This is a genomic window from Pseudomonas sp. GL-R-19, assembly GCF_019956375.1.
Taxonomy (GTDB): domain Bacteria; phylum Pseudomonadota; class Gammaproteobacteria; order Pseudomonadales; family Pseudomonadaceae; genus Aquipseudomonas.
Window position 1 is genome coordinate 232951 of the sequence record NZ_JAHBDJ010000022.1, and the last position, 15613, is coordinate 248563.

The 15613-nt window shown below is 58.7% G+C and carries 14 protein-coding genes; 3 read left to right on the forward strand and 11 right to left on the reverse strand.

Going from position 1 to position 15613, the window contains the following annotated elements; genetic code table 11:
- Window positions 1–161 precede the first annotated feature (161 nt).
- The 3 genes from KGA83_RS13775 (at window position 162) to KGA83_RS13785 (ending at window position 2626) form a co-directional block, all read left to right on the forward strand.
- A complete protein-coding gene (locus KGA83_RS13775) occupies window positions 162–929 on the forward strand; it encodes a hypothetical protein (RefSeq protein WP_115947742.1) in 768 nt (255 codons plus the stop codon).
- A 152-nt stretch (window positions 930–1081) separates the two neighbouring features.
- The gene (locus tag KGA83_RS13780) at window positions 1082–1891 is read left to right on the forward strand and encodes a hypothetical protein (RefSeq protein ID WP_115947743.1); all 810 of its coding nucleotides are present in this window, start codon (window positions 1082–1084) and stop codon (window positions 1889–1891) included.
- 51 nt (window positions 1892–1942) lie between these two features.
- A complete protein-coding gene (locus KGA83_RS13785) occupies window positions 1943–2626 on the forward strand; it encodes a hypothetical protein (RefSeq protein ID WP_146176402.1) in 684 nt (227 codons plus the stop codon).
- An 18-nt stretch (window positions 2627–2644) separates the two neighbouring features.
- Here the strand turns inward: KGA83_RS13785 and KGA83_RS13790 are convergent, their stop codons facing one another.
- The 11 genes from KGA83_RS13790 to aroQ form a co-directional block, all read right to left on the reverse strand.
- The gene (locus KGA83_RS13790) at window positions 2645–3241 is read right to left on the reverse strand and encodes a MarC family protein (RefSeq protein ID WP_111284385.1); all 597 of its coding nucleotides are present in this window, start codon (window positions 3239–3241) and stop codon (window positions 2645–2647) included.
- Window positions 3242–3306: 65 nt separating this feature from the next.
- Complete coding sequence (locus KGA83_RS13795; protein ID WP_223529907.1) at window positions 3307–6084, reverse strand: hybrid sensor histidine kinase/response regulator; 2778 nt, start codon at window positions 6082–6084, stop codon at window positions 3307–3309.
- A gap of 100 nt (window positions 6085–6184) precedes the next feature.
- Window positions 6185–7480, reverse strand: a complete 1296-nt coding sequence (gene purD, locus KGA83_RS13800) for a phosphoribosylamine--glycine ligase (protein ID WP_108218494.1) — start codon at window positions 7478–7480, stop codon at window positions 6185–6187.
- Window positions 7481–7635: 155 nt separating this feature from the next.
- Window positions 7636–9243, reverse strand: coding sequence for a bifunctional phosphoribosylaminoimidazolecarboxamide formyltransferase/IMP cyclohydrolase (purH, locus tag KGA83_RS13805; RefSeq protein WP_115947746.1), 1608 nt, complete (start codon window positions 9241–9243; stop codon window positions 7636–7638).
- A gap of 81 nt (window positions 9244–9324) precedes the next feature.
- Complete coding sequence (fis, locus tag KGA83_RS13810; protein WP_015093301.1) at window positions 9325–9645, reverse strand: DNA-binding transcriptional regulator Fis; 321 nt, start codon at window positions 9643–9645, stop codon at window positions 9325–9327.
- Window positions 9642–10652, reverse strand: a complete 1011-nt coding sequence (gene dusB, locus KGA83_RS13815) for a tRNA dihydrouridine synthase DusB (protein WP_108218496.1) — start codon at window positions 10650–10652, stop codon at window positions 9642–9644. Before dusB ends, fis begins: the two co-directional genes overlap by 4 nt.
- A gap of 184 nt (window positions 10653–10836) precedes the next feature.
- Window positions 10837–12081 (reverse strand): DUF3426 domain-containing protein, encoded by a 1245-nt coding sequence (locus KGA83_RS13820; RefSeq protein ID WP_108218497.1) that lies wholly within the window; start codon window positions 12079–12081, stop codon window positions 10837–10839.
- 30 nt (window positions 12082–12111) lie between these two features.
- On the reverse strand, window positions 12112–12990 hold the full coding sequence (gene prmA, locus KGA83_RS13825) for a 50S ribosomal protein L11 methyltransferase (protein ID WP_108218498.1): 879 nt from the start codon (window positions 12988–12990) through the stop codon (window positions 12112–12114).
- Between the two features lie 250 nt (window positions 12991–13240).
- Complete coding sequence (gene accC / locus KGA83_RS13830) at window positions 13241–14599, reverse strand: acetyl-CoA carboxylase biotin carboxylase subunit (protein WP_108219835.1); 1359 nt, start codon at window positions 14597–14599, stop codon at window positions 13241–13243.
- Between the two features lie 17 nt (window positions 14600–14616).
- Window positions 14617–15078: an acetyl-CoA carboxylase biotin carboxyl carrier protein gene (gene accB, locus KGA83_RS13835; protein WP_108219836.1), complete on the reverse strand. Its 462-nt coding sequence runs from the start codon at window positions 15076–15078 to the stop codon at window positions 14617–14619.
- Window positions 15079–15102: 24 nt separating this feature from the next.
- Window positions 15103–15558: a type II 3-dehydroquinate dehydratase gene (gene aroQ, locus KGA83_RS13840; RefSeq protein ID WP_007971361.1), complete on the reverse strand. Its 456-nt coding sequence runs from the start codon at window positions 15556–15558 to the stop codon at window positions 15103–15105.
- Window positions 15559–15613: the final 55 nt, after the last annotated feature.

Sequence of the window (15613 nt, forward strand, 5' to 3'; positions counted from 1 at the left end):
CTGAAAATATAAGTTTAAAAATTGAAAGTATCCATGATTGGCTTTTTTGATATTGTGTGATGTGCCTGTTGATAACAGTTTCTTGGCGTGTGTTTCTTGTGTGTCGGGAATTTCTTTGTTTCGATAGGGTGTGCAATGTGTGTTAATGGAGAGTATTAAAAATGGACTTTGATTTTGCTCTTGTCCCTAGTCTTGGACAGCGCCTTGAGTTTATTCGGAATATGGGTTTTCTTCGTGTCCAGCGTTCAGGCAGGGTCAGGAGGTTTGCCGTTGGCGATGACGTCGGGGCATATGATGATCGTGCGCAAAGTGCGATGCTGATTGGCAGAACGCTGCTGGGCTGTATGGCAGGCTTGAGCAGGGAAGAAAAGAAAGAAATCAAGAACAGCATCAAGATTGCCAGCTTGGTGTGTGATACATACGAAAATGAGGCGCTTGGTCTTGGCGATTGGCTGAATCGCTACGCGAGAATGCTTAATCATTTTGGATGGTATTCGGATCGACATCCGGGCGAAAAGGTTTATAGGGATCTGTCCAGTACGGTTTCCGGGAAAATGATTGAAACGGTTCGGCAACTGGGTAACGAACCTATGCTGACCAACAGTATAGCGGCTTTCAAGGCGCTGGAATCTGACTCCCGTGGGCTGGCGGCTTATGCCGGAGCGACGCTGTACGGCAAATCCTTTCAAGTTGCACCGGCAGGGCGTGACAGCAAGGGAATGCTGACGATGGAACTTAATCACGCGCGGTTGATCGTCAAACGAAAAACCAAGAGTTTCCTGTTTGTCAGTTGGCAGAAGGGTGAGGCCGAGTTGCAGCATAATTACCGAAGCTTTTATCTCGACAGAAACGCTTACGCGGAAACGAAACAGAAGTTGGAAGATATCCTCGAGGAAAGCGATATGGCCGAAATCGAGTTAAGGCTTTGAAAGTGTGTTGTCGCTATTTTGTAAGTAATGGTTTTGGCGATTTGTTGCGTATTATTTTGAAGAATGGTCAGTATTGACACTCAATTGTGAATTGATTAACTTTGGTTTCGGGCTGGGATTGGCCCTTATAATATATTATATGGATATTCGAAATGACTGATATTACTGCGGTAGAAATGAGCGAGGCGCAATGCCTGGAATTTATCGAGGAAAGCCTGAAAGAAACTTTGCCTGTCATTCAGCAGCAACAAGCCGGTAGACGTGTTCGCCGTGCCGTCGACGGGGTTATTGATACCGATAAGTTGAATGCAGCGATTCTCAACTCCACGATGATTTCCTTTCCCGAGGGCGTGAGCCGCCGCAACAAAACAATTATAAAGCGAACCTTTTTGTTCGCCGACCTGTCTGCGCAGATCAAGTTTCCCAACGAGCAAGATCAGGTTCAACGCTGGGAACATATGCTTAAAGGGATGAAAGCCATGGGCTGGACCATGTTCGGCAACCCGACGATCAATTATCAGGAGTCGGCGAGCGGCCTGCTAATGTCCAATCTGGTGCTGGACATTGCCAAATCAATGATAGGCGGTCTTGGCGGCGGCCTCGGACCTATCCTGAAGCTGGGGGCAGAAAAGGCAATCGAAGGTCTGCAGGCCAATAAGGAAGCATTGAAGCTCTATGAAAATAACGGCAAGAAAGGCGATGGTGCAAACTTCGGTCTCGCAAGCTGTGCACAGGATAGCGATGGTGAAGTAAGCCTGGTGATGAGCGCTATCAGTTATTACACCACATCCGGAAATACCAAGATCGCTTTCTTTGACAAGACCTCCTCGTCTGGCAGGTTGTTTCAATCCAAAGGTGTTTTCAGCATCCATGCCGATGACTATGTCAAGAGGAAGGAGGATGCAGCCAACAAGTTCTATGAGGCTGTCGATAAGCGCCTGGAAATGGAGTTTGGTATCTGATTTCCAGTCTGGTCAGGTGCGATGCATCTGACCTTTTGCGGGGTGTGCAGTATGAGTAGTACTGGCTATGTAAATGCGGGAAGCTTATTGATCATTTCGTCGTCGCTGCCGATGCCGGTGCGCGAAGACATCCTTTCTTCACTTCTTTATGCACAGTTGACTTCAAGCAAGAGTTACCCGGAGCTCAAGGATTTCAAGGCTTGGAACAGCAGGTATGCCGAGGCATTGAAGTTTCTTCTCTATGAAGTACCGGGCCGGGTCGGGGACGGGTTCTTTTCGTCCTCTGTGGATGAATGCGTAACGTTCGAGAGCCTTGTCAGGCAACGGCTGACGTCTTTGTTGGCGCCTGATGAATGCAGCTCGTTGGATCTTTTGCTGCAACACACTGTGAGTCTTGAGTTGCTGAACCCAGCTCACGATTTGTTGACGCGATACGCTGTAGAAGCGGGAAGGGCGCAGAGCGGTAGTGCCCCGGTTGTCAACCGTATCAGGATCCATGCCGGCGTGGTGGATGAGTCTGCAACCCTGAGAATGCTGACTATCAACCTTGCTACCCGTACACCCATTGAACCGGTTTTTCTCAACCAAAGCTTCATGTTGAGCGAGATTGTCGGAGATGTTGAAACGAAATGCTTTGTCGCCCAACTGGACGAAGACTATGCAGAGTACAAAAGGAAGTGGGTGCTCGACGCTCTCGGTGGACGGCGTGAAAAGGGGATCGAAAGACTTTATTGATGTGTTCTTGCTGGCTCATCACGGCACCAGATAGCCTTTGACCCCGGTAAAAATAATCTGTGCCGCCAGTGCACACACGAACAACCCCATCAAGCGGCTGACAATCTGCAAGCCCTGATCGCCGAGTATGCGTTCGATGCGGCTGGACAGATAAAGCACCACCCCCACGGTGAAACTGGCCAGGGCAATGCTGACAATGGCGGTGAGCTTGTCGTCCCAATGCGGCTGGCTCACGCCCATCACCAGCAAGGCACCGATGGTGCCGGGGCCGACTGTCAGCGGAATGGTCAGCGGGACGATGGTCACATCCTGTTGCACGTTGTCGGTCTGTACCGCCGATTTGCCTTGTGCCATTCCTAGTGCCGAGATGAACAGTACGCTGCCTGCACCGATGCGGAATGCATCCACGGTGATGCCGAAAACACTGAAAATCACTCGGCCGAACAAGTACAACAGCACACTGGAGACCAGGGTGGCGACCGCTACTTTCCAGGCCAGCCGACGCTGTTCCTTGCGCGAATAACCACGGGTCAGGCTGATGAAGCAGGACAACACGAAGAATGGGCTGTAGAGCACCAGCATCTTCAGGTAAACGCTGAACAACACATGGAGCATGGTGCCGGGCTCACTGGCGAGGGAAGTCGAGGGGGAGTCTATCAGGGGTTGCGCCGTCTGTCGGCTCAGGATGGTTGGGTCGTTGCGCGATTGTGCTGGTCACGCTGGGCGACCCAATGCTCAATCAGTTCGCGCAGCTGCGACAGTTCCACCGGTTTGGCCATGTGCCCGTCCATACCGGCCTGCCGCGCACGTTCTTTGTGTTCGGCCAGGATATGGGCGGTCAATGCCACCACGGGGGTTCGGACCCGCTGGTTGCTGACTTCCCAGGCACGCAATTGCTGGGTGGCCGAGAAGCCGTCGAGGATCGGCATTTCGCAGTCCATCAGCACCAGGTCGTAACGCTGGGCTTTCATCGCTTGCAAGGCTTCTTCGCCGTTGCAGGCAGTATCCGGTTGCAGGTTGAGCTTGCTCAGCATGCCGCGGATCACCTTGGTGGAGATGCTGTTGTCTTCGGCCACCAGGATGCGGAAGTCGCAGGGGACCTTGACCGGCAGGACCTGGCCGCTTGGCACGGGCTGGGTAGCGGCGAGACCTTTGTTGCGTTGGGTCAGTTCGTCGGCCAGGGTGGTCTTGAGGGTGTAGCCGGCTACCGGTTTGGCGAGGATGCGCTTGATCCCGGAGTTGCGCGCGATGATCTTGCTCGGTGCGTTGCTGATGCCGGTGAGCATGATCAGCAGGATGTCATGGTTCAGGCTCGGGTCTTCCTTGATCTTGGCCGCCAGTTGCATGCCAGTCATGCCGGGCATGTTCTGGTCCAGCAGGACCACATCGAAGTAATCACGCAAATGAGCCTTGGTGCGTAGCAGTGCAAGCGCTTCCTTGCCGGAAGGCGCGGCGCTGACGTTCAGGCCCCAGGCGCTGCATTGCTGCACCAGCACCTTGCGACAGGTGTCATTGTCGTCCACCACCAATACCCGCGCACCTTGCAGTGGGCCGTCGAGGTCCGAGGTCGGGTGTTCGAGGCGATCCGGGTCCAGCGGCAGGGTCAGCCACAGGGTGCTGCCCTGGTTGCTGCCACTCTTGATCCCGAAGTCCCCTTGCATCAAGCGGATCAGATGGCGGGCAATCACCAGCCCCAGGTTGCCGCCCGGGTGGGTGGCCGAAAGGAAATGCCGGCTGTGCAGTTCGGCGTGCATCAGGGCGTCGCGTTCTTCGGCGTCCATGGGCTCGCCGCTATCCTGCACGGCAATACGCAGGCGTGGTTTGTTGTTGCGCTCGTCGAGCGCCACGACGATCAGGATTTCGCCTTCATCGGTTTTTTTCAGGGCATTTTCCAGAAGGCTCAACAGGGTCTGGCGCAAGCGTGTCGGGTCACCGCTGATCACCCGCGGCACTTGCGGCTGGATGAAGCTGATCAACTCGACGTTTTGCTGCTCGGCCTTGGCGCGGAAGATGCTCAGGCAGTCTTCGATCAGCGCGTTGAGGTCGAACTGCACATCGTCCAGCTCGATCTGCCCGGACTCGAGTTTTGAGATGTCGAGAATTTCGTTGATCAGTGTCAGCAGCTCGTTGCCGGCGCTGTGGATCGTCTGCACATAGTCGCGTTGCTTGACCGAAAGCGGCGTGCCCAGCAGCAGCTCGGTCATGCCGAGGACGCCGTTCATCGGGGTGCGGATCTCATGGCTGATCTTCGCCAGGAACTCGGCCTTGGCGTTGATCTCGGCGTTGCTGGCCGCCAGGTCGCGGCTGATGCTGAAACGGTCTTCGGTGATGCGGCGCTGGCGCTCGCTCAATGCAATGCTCATCAGCAGGCCGCTGATGCAGATGAACACCAGCAAGATGGTGAGCAGGCCATGGGGTTCGATCAGGGTCAGCCCCAACAGGGCGGGCAGGATGATCAGTGTCCCGAGGTTGAACACCACCATGGCCGCCACGAAGAGGCGAGCCGGGCGATAACCTTTTTGCCAGTGATGGGCGCTGATGAACAGCATGCTCAGGCCTGCCAAGGCTACCAGGCCGTAGGTAATGAAGTTCAACGGCAAGGTATTGACGAACAGCAGCATCAGGCCGCAGGCGGTGATGAGCAGGATCTCGCCGAGCAGCAAGCGGTTCAGCGGGTGCGGCCCGAGTGGGGAGAAGAAGCGATAGGTAAGCATCAGGCCGCAGGGCGCAGTCATTAACAATGCCAGGTAAGCCCCCGGCGTTTGCAGTGCATGCCAGTCCGGCAGCCAGGGACCGGCGAGGTTCAGCAACAGCAGCAGGCTGAGCATCAACAACCCTTCGCACGTCGCCAACCAGAGGGCGCTGTGTGAGCGGGTGTAGGTGTAGCGGATGAGATTGTGCAGGATCAACATGGCGATGCAACCGAACAGCAGGCCATAGATCAGCGTCTGGTTCTGGTTGGCAGCCGCGAGGATCGCCGATTGCAGGGTGATATAGGGGCGTAACTGGTGATCGGAGGCCAGTCGCAGGTAAACGTCGAGGGGGGTGTCGTTTTGCGGCAGGGCCAGCATGAAGTCGCTGCTGGGCAATGGTCGCTCGGATTGCGGCTGTCCGTTGCCCGTGCTGGATTGATCGATCAGCTTGTCGCCGTCCAGCACGTACATGTTGAACTGGCGCAGGTCAGGCGCGAACACTCGCAGCAACTGTTCGTGGCTACCCGGCGCAAGCCTGAATCGCAACCATAACGCGCCATCGGGCTCGGCCGCGGTAATGCGGTCGAGTTCGATAGGGCTGAATTGGTTGGTATAGCGTGCGGAACGGATGTCGCTCAGTTGCAGGTCGCCCTGTTCGTCGAGCAATACCGCCCAGCCACTGCCTTGCGCGGCCTGGGCCGGTAGCATGCAGAGCAAGGTCAGCAAAGTGACGGTCAAGCTTATGGCAATCCTGAGCCAGCGCACGGCGAAATCCCTTCGTTAGGTTGATGCCAGAATATAACGATGCGCGGTGCTGGAATAGCCAGGCAATGAACCGTGTTCATTGCCTGGCGCGGTGTTTACCTTATTCCTGATTCTCGCCGCGCTCGCGGGCAATGGCGCGGTAGCCAATGTCCTTGCGATAGAAACAGCCTTCCCAGTCAATCGTAGCCGCCAACCTGTAGGCCTGCTGCTGCGCAGCATCGACGCTGGCACCCATGGCTGTGGCGCACAACACACGACCACCGGCCGTCACCACCTGACTATCCTTGAGTGCAGTGCCGGCGTGGAAAATCTTGCCTTCCAGTGCGGCGGCTGTATCCAGCCCCTTGATGGCAGCGCCTTTGGCGTAATCACCAGGATAGCCGCCAGCGGCCAGGACGATGCCGACGCTCGGACGTGGATCCCATTGCGCTTCTACCTTATCCAGCGCTTGCGCCAGGGCGGCTTCGACCAGCAACACCAGGCTCGACTGCAGGCGCAACATCACCGGTTGGGTCTCAGGGTCGCCGAAACGGCAGTTGAATTCGATGACTTTTGGGTTACCAGCCTTGTCGATCATCAGGCCGGCGTACAGGAAGCCCGTGTAGACATTGCCTTCCTCGGCCATGCCGCGCACGGTCGGCCAGATCACCAGGTCCATGACGCGCTTGTGCACGTCGGCGGTGACCACGGGTGCCGGGGAGTAAGCACCCATGCCGCCGGTGTTTGGACCGGTGTCGCCGTCACCGACGCGTTTGTGGTCCTGGCTGGTGGCCATCGGCAGCACGTTCTTGCCGTCGACCATGACGATGAAGCTGGCTTCTTCGCCGTCCAGGAACTCTTCGATGACCACGCGCGAACCCGCATCGCCAAAGGCATTGCCCGCCAGCATGTCGCGCACGGCGTCTTCGGCTTCAGCCAGGGTCATGGCGACGATCACGCCTTTGCCGGCGGCCAGGCCGTCGGCCTTGATCACGATCGGAGCGCCTTTTTCACGCAGGTAGGCCAGGGCTGGCTCGATTTCGGTGAAGTTCTGGTAGTCGGCAGTCGGGATCTTGTGGCGAGCCAGGAAGTCCTTGGTGAAGGCTTTAGAACCTTCCAGCTGCGCAGCGCCGGCGGTCGGACCGAAGCAATCGAGGCCGCGGCTGCGGAACAGATCCACAACACCGGCAACCAGCGGCACTTCAGGGCCAACGATGGTCAGGGAAACGTTTTTCTCGGCAAAGTCTGCCAGTTGCTCAAGCGCCAGTACGTCAATGGCGACGTTCTCGCACTTGGCTTCGATGGCGGTACCGGCGTTGCCCGGAGCCACGAACACCTTCTGCACGCGCGGATCCTGAGCCACTTTCCAGGCCAGGGCGTGTTCACGGCCACCGCTGCCAATGATCAAAACATTCATTTCAAAAACCTCGGATGACGCTAATTCTGTTGAACACCGCAGGGGTGCTTTTCTGTAGGAGTGAGCCTGCTCGCGATGATGGCGTTACAGTCAGATTCAATGTGTCTGAAAGGACGCTATCGCGAGCAGGCTCACTCCGACAGTTGATCGTGTACTTAGTGACGGAAGTGGCGCATGCCGGTGAACACCATCGCGATGCCGGCTTCGTCGGCAGCAGCAATCACTTCGTTGTCACGCATCGAACCGCCCGGCTGGATCACTGCGGTGATACCGGCCTTGGCCGCGTTGTCGATGCCGTCGCGGAACGGGAAGAATGCGTCGGATGCCATGACCGCACCTTGAACCTGCAAGCCAGCATGTTCGGCCTTGATCGCGGCGATACGCGCGGAGTTCACGCGGCTCATCTGGCCGGCGCCGACACCGATGGTCTGGCGGTTCTTGGCGTAGACGATGGCGTTGGACTTCACGTACTTGGCGACTTTCCAGGCGAAGATCAGGTCGTGGATTTCCTGTTCGGTCGGAGCGCGCTTGGTCACCACTTTCAGGTCATCGGCGCCGATCATTCCGATGTCGCGGCTCTGTACCAGCAGGCCACCGTTGACGCGCTTGTAGTCCCAGGCCGCCGCGCGGTCAGCCGACCACTCGCCGCAGGCCAGCAGGCGTACGTTGGCTTTGGCGGCGACGATGGCGCGGGCTTCTTCGCTGACCGATGGCGCGATGATCACTTCGACGAACTGACGTTCGACGATGGCCTTGGCAGTCTCGGCGTCCAGTTCGCGGTTGAAGGCGATGATGCCGCCGAACGCGGATTCGGTGTCTGTGGCGTAGGCCAGGTCGTAGGCCTTGCGGATGCCGCCTTCGGCATCAGGGCTGACAGCCACGCCGCACGGGTTGGCGTGCTTGACGATCACGCAGGCCGGCTTGACGAAGCTCTTCACGCATTCCAGCGCGGCGTCGGTGTCGGCCACGTTGTTGTACGACAGTTCCTTGCCTTGCAGTTGGGTCGCGGTGGCGATACCGACTTCGGCAGGCTTGGCCTCCACGTAGAACGCCGCGCTCTGGTGCGGGTTCTCGCCGTAGCGCATTTCCTGGGCCTTGATGAACTGGCTGTTGAAGGTGCGCGGGAACTCGCTGCGACCTTCTGTGCTGAGGGTGTCGGCAGCCTGGTTCACGGTGCCCATGTAGTTGGCGATCATGCCGTCATAGGCGGCGGTGTGTTCGAAGGCCTTGAGCATCAGGTCGAAACGCTGAGCGTAGGTCAGGCCACCGGCCTTGAGGTTTTCCAGGACGCGGGCGTAATCGCTGGCGTTGACCACGATGGCCACGTCTTTGTGGTTCTTGGCTGCAGAACGAACCATGGTCGGGCCGCCGATGTCGATGTTTTCGATGGCGGTCGGCAGGTCGCAGCCTGGCTTGTTGATGGTGGCTTCGAACGGATACAGGTTGACCGCAACCAGATCGATCGGCTTGATGCCGTGCTCGTTCATGATGGCGTCGTCGATACCGCGACGACCGAGGATCCCGCCGTGGATTTTCGGGTGCAGGGTCTTGACCCGACCGTCCATCATTTCGGCAAAGCCGGTGTAATCAGCGACTTCCACTGCGGCAACGCCGTTGTCCTGCAGCAGCTTGAACGTCCCGCCGGTGGAGAGGATCTCGACGCCCAGGGCTTCAAGCTCCTTGGCGAATTCGAGGATCCCGGTCTTGTCGGATACGCTGATCAAGGCGCGGCGGATCGGCAGGCGGGTAGTCTGGTCGGTCATCTCAATTTCCATCAAAAGCAAAGGAAGTCAGCAAAAAAGGCGACCGGTTTACGCGGGCGCCTTTCTGGTTTGATTGAATGCTTACAGCAAATCGTACTGCTTGAGTTTCTTGCGCAGCGTGCCCCGGTTCAGTCCGAGCATCTCGCTGGCCTTGGTCTGGTTGCCCTTGACGTAATTCATCACGCACTCGAGCAGGGGAGCCTCGACTTCGGAGAGCACCAGGTTGTACACATCCGTGACGGCAGCGCCCTCAAGGTGGGCGAAATAATTGTGCAGCGCCTTCTCGACACTCCCGCGAAGGGTCTGGCCTTCTTCGCTCGGCGTATTGAGGTGCTGTTTCAAATTTACGTTGTCGCTCACGGGTGTTGTTCCACTCACTAAAGTCTCGGTCATCATCGTCATGCGGCCACCCACTCTCCGTCCCCTGTCAGGCTCTTGTAACGCTCGGCGAAAAACGCCCGAACGTTGGCGCATTGTGTATCCGTACCATCCAAACGATTGAAGTGGGCGCGAAACTCCCTGGCGCCCGGCAGGGTTGCGAGATACCAGCCCACATGCTTTCGAGCAATGCGCACACCCATGACATCGCCATAGAAGGCGTGCAGGGCGGCCAGATGCTCTAGCAGAATGCGTTCCACCTCGATCAGTTCCAGCGCCGGGAGCTTCTCGCCGGTACGCAGGAAATGGTCGATCTCGCGAAAAATCCATGGCCGCCCCTGGGCAGCCCGGCCAATCAACAAACCATCGGCACCGGTCGCGTCGAGCACGTACCGGGCTTTTTCCGGCGAATCGATATCGCCGTTGGCGAAGACCGGAATCGACACCGCCTGCTTGATCGCGGCAATGGTGTCGTACTCGGCAACACCTGTGTACAGGTCGGCACGGGTGCGGCCATGCACCGCCAGCGCCGTAATGCCTGCCTGCTCGGCGATCTTCGCCACCGTCAGGCCATTCTTGTTGTCCCGGTCCCAACCGGTCCGGATCTTCAGGGTAACCGGCACATTGACCGCAGCCACGACGGCCTGCAGGATCTCGGTTACCAGGGCTTCATCCTTCAACAGTGCGGAGCCGGCAGCCTTGTTGCAGACTTTTTTTGCCGGACAGCCCATGTTGATATCAATAATCTGCGCGCCCATTTCAACGTTGGCACGTGCGGCGTCCGCCAGCATTTGCGCGTCCCCACCGGCGATCTGTACCGAGCGTGGCTCGGGATCACCTTGGTGGATCATGCGCATGCGCGACTTGCGGGTGTTCCACAAGCTCATGTCGCTGGTGACCATTTCCGAGACGACCAGTCCCGCGCCCAAGCGCTTGCACAGCTGACGAAAGGGCTGGTCGGTGACGCCCGCCATGGGGGCGAGAATCAAGCTGTTGTGTAATGTGTATGGGCCGATGCGTACCGCCGACATAGGACTTCCCTGTTGTGGGGCCGGATCATGGGAGTTCGAAAAAGGGTTGGCATGATACCCGCTCTCGATGACTGGATAAAGGCTGAATTGAACAAATTCTGAACAGTTATTCTGTTATTACCCGTGGTTTGGTTTGCCAGGGGCAGTCAGAAAGCCGACGTTAATCCGGGAGCAATGAAGCGTTTCACTCCGGAGAGTGAAAGCTCAGACTGTAGTTCACGGCCTTGGCGCCGGGGTCGAGAATGTCCAGGGCGATGTGGATCGGCGTTTGCGGAGGCATTTCCGCCATGCCTTCGAGATCGCCATTGAGGTACTCGCCGGGTTTGAAGCGGCGACTGGCGATCAGGTGGCCATTGAGGTCGGCGAAGCGCAGTTCCAGCAGTGGGAAGGGCTGGGAGAAGGGCGCGCGGTTATAGATGATCGCATCGACCACCAGGGCGCCATTGAACTCGGGATGGCTGCGCACCACCAGGTTGCTGCTCTTGATTTTCGCGATGTCGACCTTGGATGGCACGGTGCAGCCGATTTGCGGGCACAGTTGCTGGAACCACGGGCGATACTGATCCTGTCGCGCCAGTTCGTCGAAATGATAGGCGATGTACTGGCCGGCGAGGGCGCCAGCAGCAATCAGCACCAGCAGCAACCACAACAGCCGTCGTCCCCAGGGCGAGCGGCGTTTTTGCCAGTCCAGTTGCAGTGGGTCGTCGGTCAGGTCTTGCAGCACTTCGGCGCGCACGCCCGGCTCGCTACGTTCGCGTCGCTTGCGCAGCGGTTCGATCGAGGGCAGGTTGTCGTCGGTTTCGTTCTCGTCGGCGGCTGACAGGCGTTCGTGATTCAGCGGCGCATCGAGAGGGTCGTGCAGTCGCAAATGGGGTGGATGTGGTTCGTCGTCGAGATCAACCGGTTCCAGAGACAGCGAAGGTTCGGTGCGCGAGGCTTTGCCCGGTTCGACTGTCGGCTCTGGCGTTTCAAGGCTGTCGAGCGGTTCGTCGAGTTGCGCACGATCCGCCGCCGACTCACTGAACAGGCTGTCGGACCACGGCTCCTCGTCATCCTGCCCGGCGCTGTCGCGACGGGCGCTCAGCGAGTCGTCGCGATGGCGGCCGAGCTCGGTGGTCGGCTGGATTTCCCGCTGTTCGAGCCGGGCGAGTTCTTCGTCGAGGTCAAGACTGTCCAGATCCAGCTCGGTGGCGCTCCATTGCTTTTGGCTGATGGCGCGCGGCGGCGATGCTTCGAGGGGCTGCTCAGGCGGGAGCGGCTTCGCTGCCGGTGGTTCCTTGCCGGACTGCTCAAGCAGCTGCCTGGCGGCATTGAACACCTGCAGGCAGGAGCCGCAGCGAACCACGCCACGCGCCACGCTCAACTGGGCATGGCTGACGCGGAAGCTGGTTTGGCAATGCGGGCACTGAGTGACGAAGCTATCGGTCATGCGGCGTTCCGGATTATGCAGACGGCCATTCTAGCGCCGACGGCCAGTGATGCGCACCCAGCCATCGCGATTGGCGATCGGGTCCAGATCGAAGTCCTTGGCGTAGGCGGCAGCGACTTCGTCGCCCTGTTCGGCGAGGATGCCCGACAGCGCCAGGCGACCGCCGGTTTTGACCAGGCCGGACAACTGCGGCGCCAGGGAGACTAGTGGGCCGGCGAGAATGTTGGCCACCAGCACGTCAGCCTGAACCTGTGGCAAGTCTTGCGGCAGGTACAGCGGGAAGAGCTCATCGGCAATATTGTTGCGTCCGGCATTGTCGCGGGAGGCTTCCAGCGCTTGCACGTCGATATCGGTGCCCACGGCCTCCCTGGCGCCGAGCAGCAGCGCGGCAATCGCCAGAATCCCCGAACCGCAACCGAAGTCCAGGACGTTGCAGTCCTTCAGGTCCTGACCGTCGAGCCATTCCAGGCACAGTGCGGTGGTCGGGTGGGTGCCGGTGCCGAATGCCAGGCCCGGGTCCAGCAGCAGATTCACTGCGTCAGGCTCTGGCGCGGCGTGCCAGCTCGGCACGATCCACAGGCGCTGGCCGAACCGCATTGGCTGGAAGCCGTCCATCCAGCTGCGTTCCCAGTCCTGGTCTTCGATCACTTCGCTGTGGTGTTCAGGTAGCGGGCTGCCGGTCAGCAACTCCAGATGGGCCAGTACCGGGCCGGGCTCGGTACCACCTTCGAACAAGGCCAACAGGTGCGTGTGCGACCACAGCGGCGTGGTGTTGAGTTCCGGCTCGAAGATCGGCTGATCTTCGGCGTCCATGAAGGTCACCGACACGGCGCCCACTTCAAGGAAAGCGTCTTCATAGGTTTCGGCTTGTTCTGGGCTGATGGCGAGACGTACTTGCAGCCAAGGCATGGCGGGCACCTTTGAAAAATATTGATTGCAGCCTAGCGGGCTGCGAGAAGCGCGCAAGTTTACGCGAGAGAGTGGGTTTTGTGGGAGTAGCATGGCATGACGACTGTAGGAGCGAGCTTGCTCGCGAAAATCGACAGGTCGCCGCGGTGATTCAGGCACCGCTCATTATCGTTGGCCACCTTCGCTGGCAAGCCAGCTCCTACAAAACAACAAAGCCGCCCGAAGGCGGCTTTGTTGATCGGGTCGAAGCTTAGTGCTTCTCGCCAGCCAGCTTGTGCTCGAGGTAGTGAATGTTCACGCCCCCTTTGCAGAAGCCTTCATCGCGGGTCAGGTCGCGGTGCAGCGGGATGTTGGTCTTGATCCCGTCGACCACGATTTCGTCCAGCGCATTGCGCATGCGTGCCATGGCTTCATCACGGGTTGCGCCGTAGGTGATCAGCTTGCCGATCAACGAGTCGTAGTTCGGCGGAACGGCATAGCCACTGTACAGGTGCGAGTCGACACGAACGCCGTTGCCGCCTGGAGCGTGGAAATGCTTGACCGTGCCCGGGCTCGGCATGAAGGTTTTCGGGTCTTCGGCGTTGATCCGGCATTCCAGTGCGTGACCGCGGATGACCACGTCATTCTGGGTGAACGACAGCTTGTTGCCGGCGGCGATGCTGAGCATCTCCTTGACGATGTCGATGCCGGTGACCATTTCCGAAACCGGGTGCTCTACCTGGACACGAGTGTTCATCTCGATGAAGTAGAAGTGGCCGTTTTCGTACAGGAACTCGAAAGTGCCTGCGCCACGGTAGCCGATATCGATGCACGCCCTGACGCAGCGTGCGAGTACTTCCTCGCGTGCGTTCTCGTCGATGCCCGGTGCCGGTGCTTCTTCGAGAACCTTCTGGTGACGACGTTGCAGCGAGCAGTCGCGGTCGCCCAGATGGATAGCGTGGCCCTGGCCATCGGAAAGTACCTGGACTTCCACGTGACGTGGGTTGGTCAGGAATTTTTCCAGATAGACCATCGGGTTGCCGAACGCCGCGCCTGCTTCGGAGCGGGTCAGTTTCGCCGAGGCAATCAGGTCTTCTTCTTTGTGCACAACGCGCATGCCGCGACCACCGCCGCCGCCAGCGGCCTTGATGATCACCGGGTAACCGACTTCGCGACCGATGCGCAGAGCGGTTTCTTCGTCTTCCGGCAGCGGGCCGTCAGAACCTGGAACAGTCGGTACGCCGGCAGCGATCATGGCGTGCTTGGCCGATACCTTGTCGCCCATCAGGCGAATGGTTTCGGCTTTCGGGCCAATGAACGCGAAGCCGGATTTCTCGACCTGTTCGGCGAAGTCGGCGTTTTCCGCAAGGAAGCCGTAGCCCGGGTGAATGGCGGTGGCACCAGTCACTTCGGCCGCGGCGATGATTGCCGGAATGTGCAGGTAGGAGTGGGCGGCCGATGCCGGACCGATGCAGACGGATTCGTCTGCCAGGCCCAGGTGCATCAGTTCCTTGTCAGCCTTGGAGTAAACGGCGACGGTCTTGATGCCCATTTCTTTGCAGGCGCGCAGGATCCGCAGGGCGATCTCACCGCGGTTGGCGATCAGAACTTTTTCCAACTTCGCAGTCATCAAAGGCTCTCCGCGGTTCAAACGATGGTGAACAGCGGTTGGTCGTACTCAACCGGCTGGCCGTCTTCGACGAGGATGGATTCGATCACACCGCTGGTTTCAGCTTCGATGTGGTTCATCATCTTCATGGCTTCAACGATGCACAGGGTGTCACCTTTCTTCACGGTCTGGCCGACTTCCACGAAGGACGGCGAGCTTGGCGAAGACTTGCGATAGAAAGTACCGACCATCGGCGAACGGGCAACGGTGCCGTTCAGTGCGGGCGCGGCGGCAGCAACCGGTGCGGCAGCGGCAGCCGGAGCAGCGGCGACAGGCGCGGCAGCCGGAGCATGCATTGGAGCCGGCGCATAGTACTGCTGAGCCGGGGTCTTGCTATGACGGCTGATGCGTACGGACTCTTCGCCTTCCTTGATCTCGAGCTCGTCGATGCCGGACTCTTCCAGCAATTCGATCAGTTTCTTAACTTTACGGATATCCATGAATCATCAACTCCCAAGGGTCGGTCAGGGGCGGTTAACTTGTTGTTCAAGCTGTTCCAGGGCGGCCTCCAGGGCCAGTCGATAACCGCTGGCGCCAAGGCCGCAGATCACTCCCACCGCTACATCGGAGAAGTAAGAGTGATGGCGGAAAGGTTCGCGTTTGTGCACGTTAGACAAATGCACTTCGATGAATGGGATGCTCACCGCCAGCAGCGCGTCACGTAATGCGACACTTGTATGTGTAAAAGCTGCTGGGTTGATCAGAATGAAGTCCACGCCTTCGCTGCGGGCAGCGTGAATGCGGTCGATCAATTCGTACTCGGCATTGCTTTGCAGGTGCAGCAAATGGTGACCGGCTTCGCGGGCACGGCGTTCCAGGTCCTGGTTGATCTGCGCCAGCGTCGTGGCGCCGTAGGTGCCCGGTTCGCGGGTGCCGAGCAAGTTCAGGTTGGGTCCGTGCAGAACGAGTAACGTCGCCATCGGCGGTTCCTATGTTATCTGTGAGCAATGGTCAGAACCCGGCGACTATGCCGCA

Coding starts and splice junctions, on each gene's coding strand:
- KGA83_RS13775 (WP_115947742.1), top strand. CDS start 162: ATGGACTTTGATTTTGCTCTTGTCCCTAGTCTTGGACAGCGCCTTGAG.
- KGA83_RS13780 (WP_115947743.1), top strand. CDS start 1,082: ATGACTGATATTACTGCGGTAGAAATGAGCGAGGCGCAATGCCTGGAA.
- KGA83_RS13785 (WP_146176402.1), top strand. CDS start 1,943: ATGAGTAGTACTGGCTATGTAAATGCGGGAAGCTTATTGATCATTTCG.
- KGA83_RS13790 (WP_111284385.1), bottom strand. CDS start 3,241: ATGCTCCATGTGTTGTTCAGCGTTTACCTGAAGATGCTGGTGCTCTAC.
- purD (WP_108218494.1), bottom strand. CDS start 7,480: ATGAATGTTTTGATCATTGGCAGCGGTGGCCGTGAACACGCCCTGGCC.
- purH (WP_115947746.1), bottom strand. CDS start 9,243: ATGACCGACCAGACTACCCGCCTGCCGATCCGCCGCGCCTTGATCAGC.
- fis (WP_015093301.1), bottom strand. CDS start 9,645: ATGACGATGATGACCGAGACTTTAGTGAGTGGAACAACACCCGTGAGC.
- dusB (WP_108218496.1), bottom strand. CDS start 10,652: ATGTCGGCGGTACGCATCGGCCCATACACATTACACAACAGCTTGATT.
- KGA83_RS13820 (WP_108218497.1), bottom strand. CDS start 12,081: ATGACCGATAGCTTCGTCACTCAGTGCCCGCATTGCCAAACCAGCTTC.
- prmA (WP_108218498.1), bottom strand. CDS start 12,990: ATGCCTTGGCTGCAAGTACGTCTCGCCATCAGCCCAGAACAAGCCGAA.
- accC (WP_108219835.1), bottom strand. CDS start 14,599: ATGACTGCGAAGTTGGAAAAAGTTCTGATCGCCAACCGCGGTGAGATC.
- accB (WP_108219836.1), bottom strand. CDS start 15,078: ATGGATATCCGTAAAGTTAAGAAACTGATCGAATTGCTGGAAGAGTCC.
- aroQ (WP_007971361.1), bottom strand. CDS start 15,558: ATGGCGACGTTACTCGTTCTGCACGGACCCAACCTGAACTTGCTCGGC.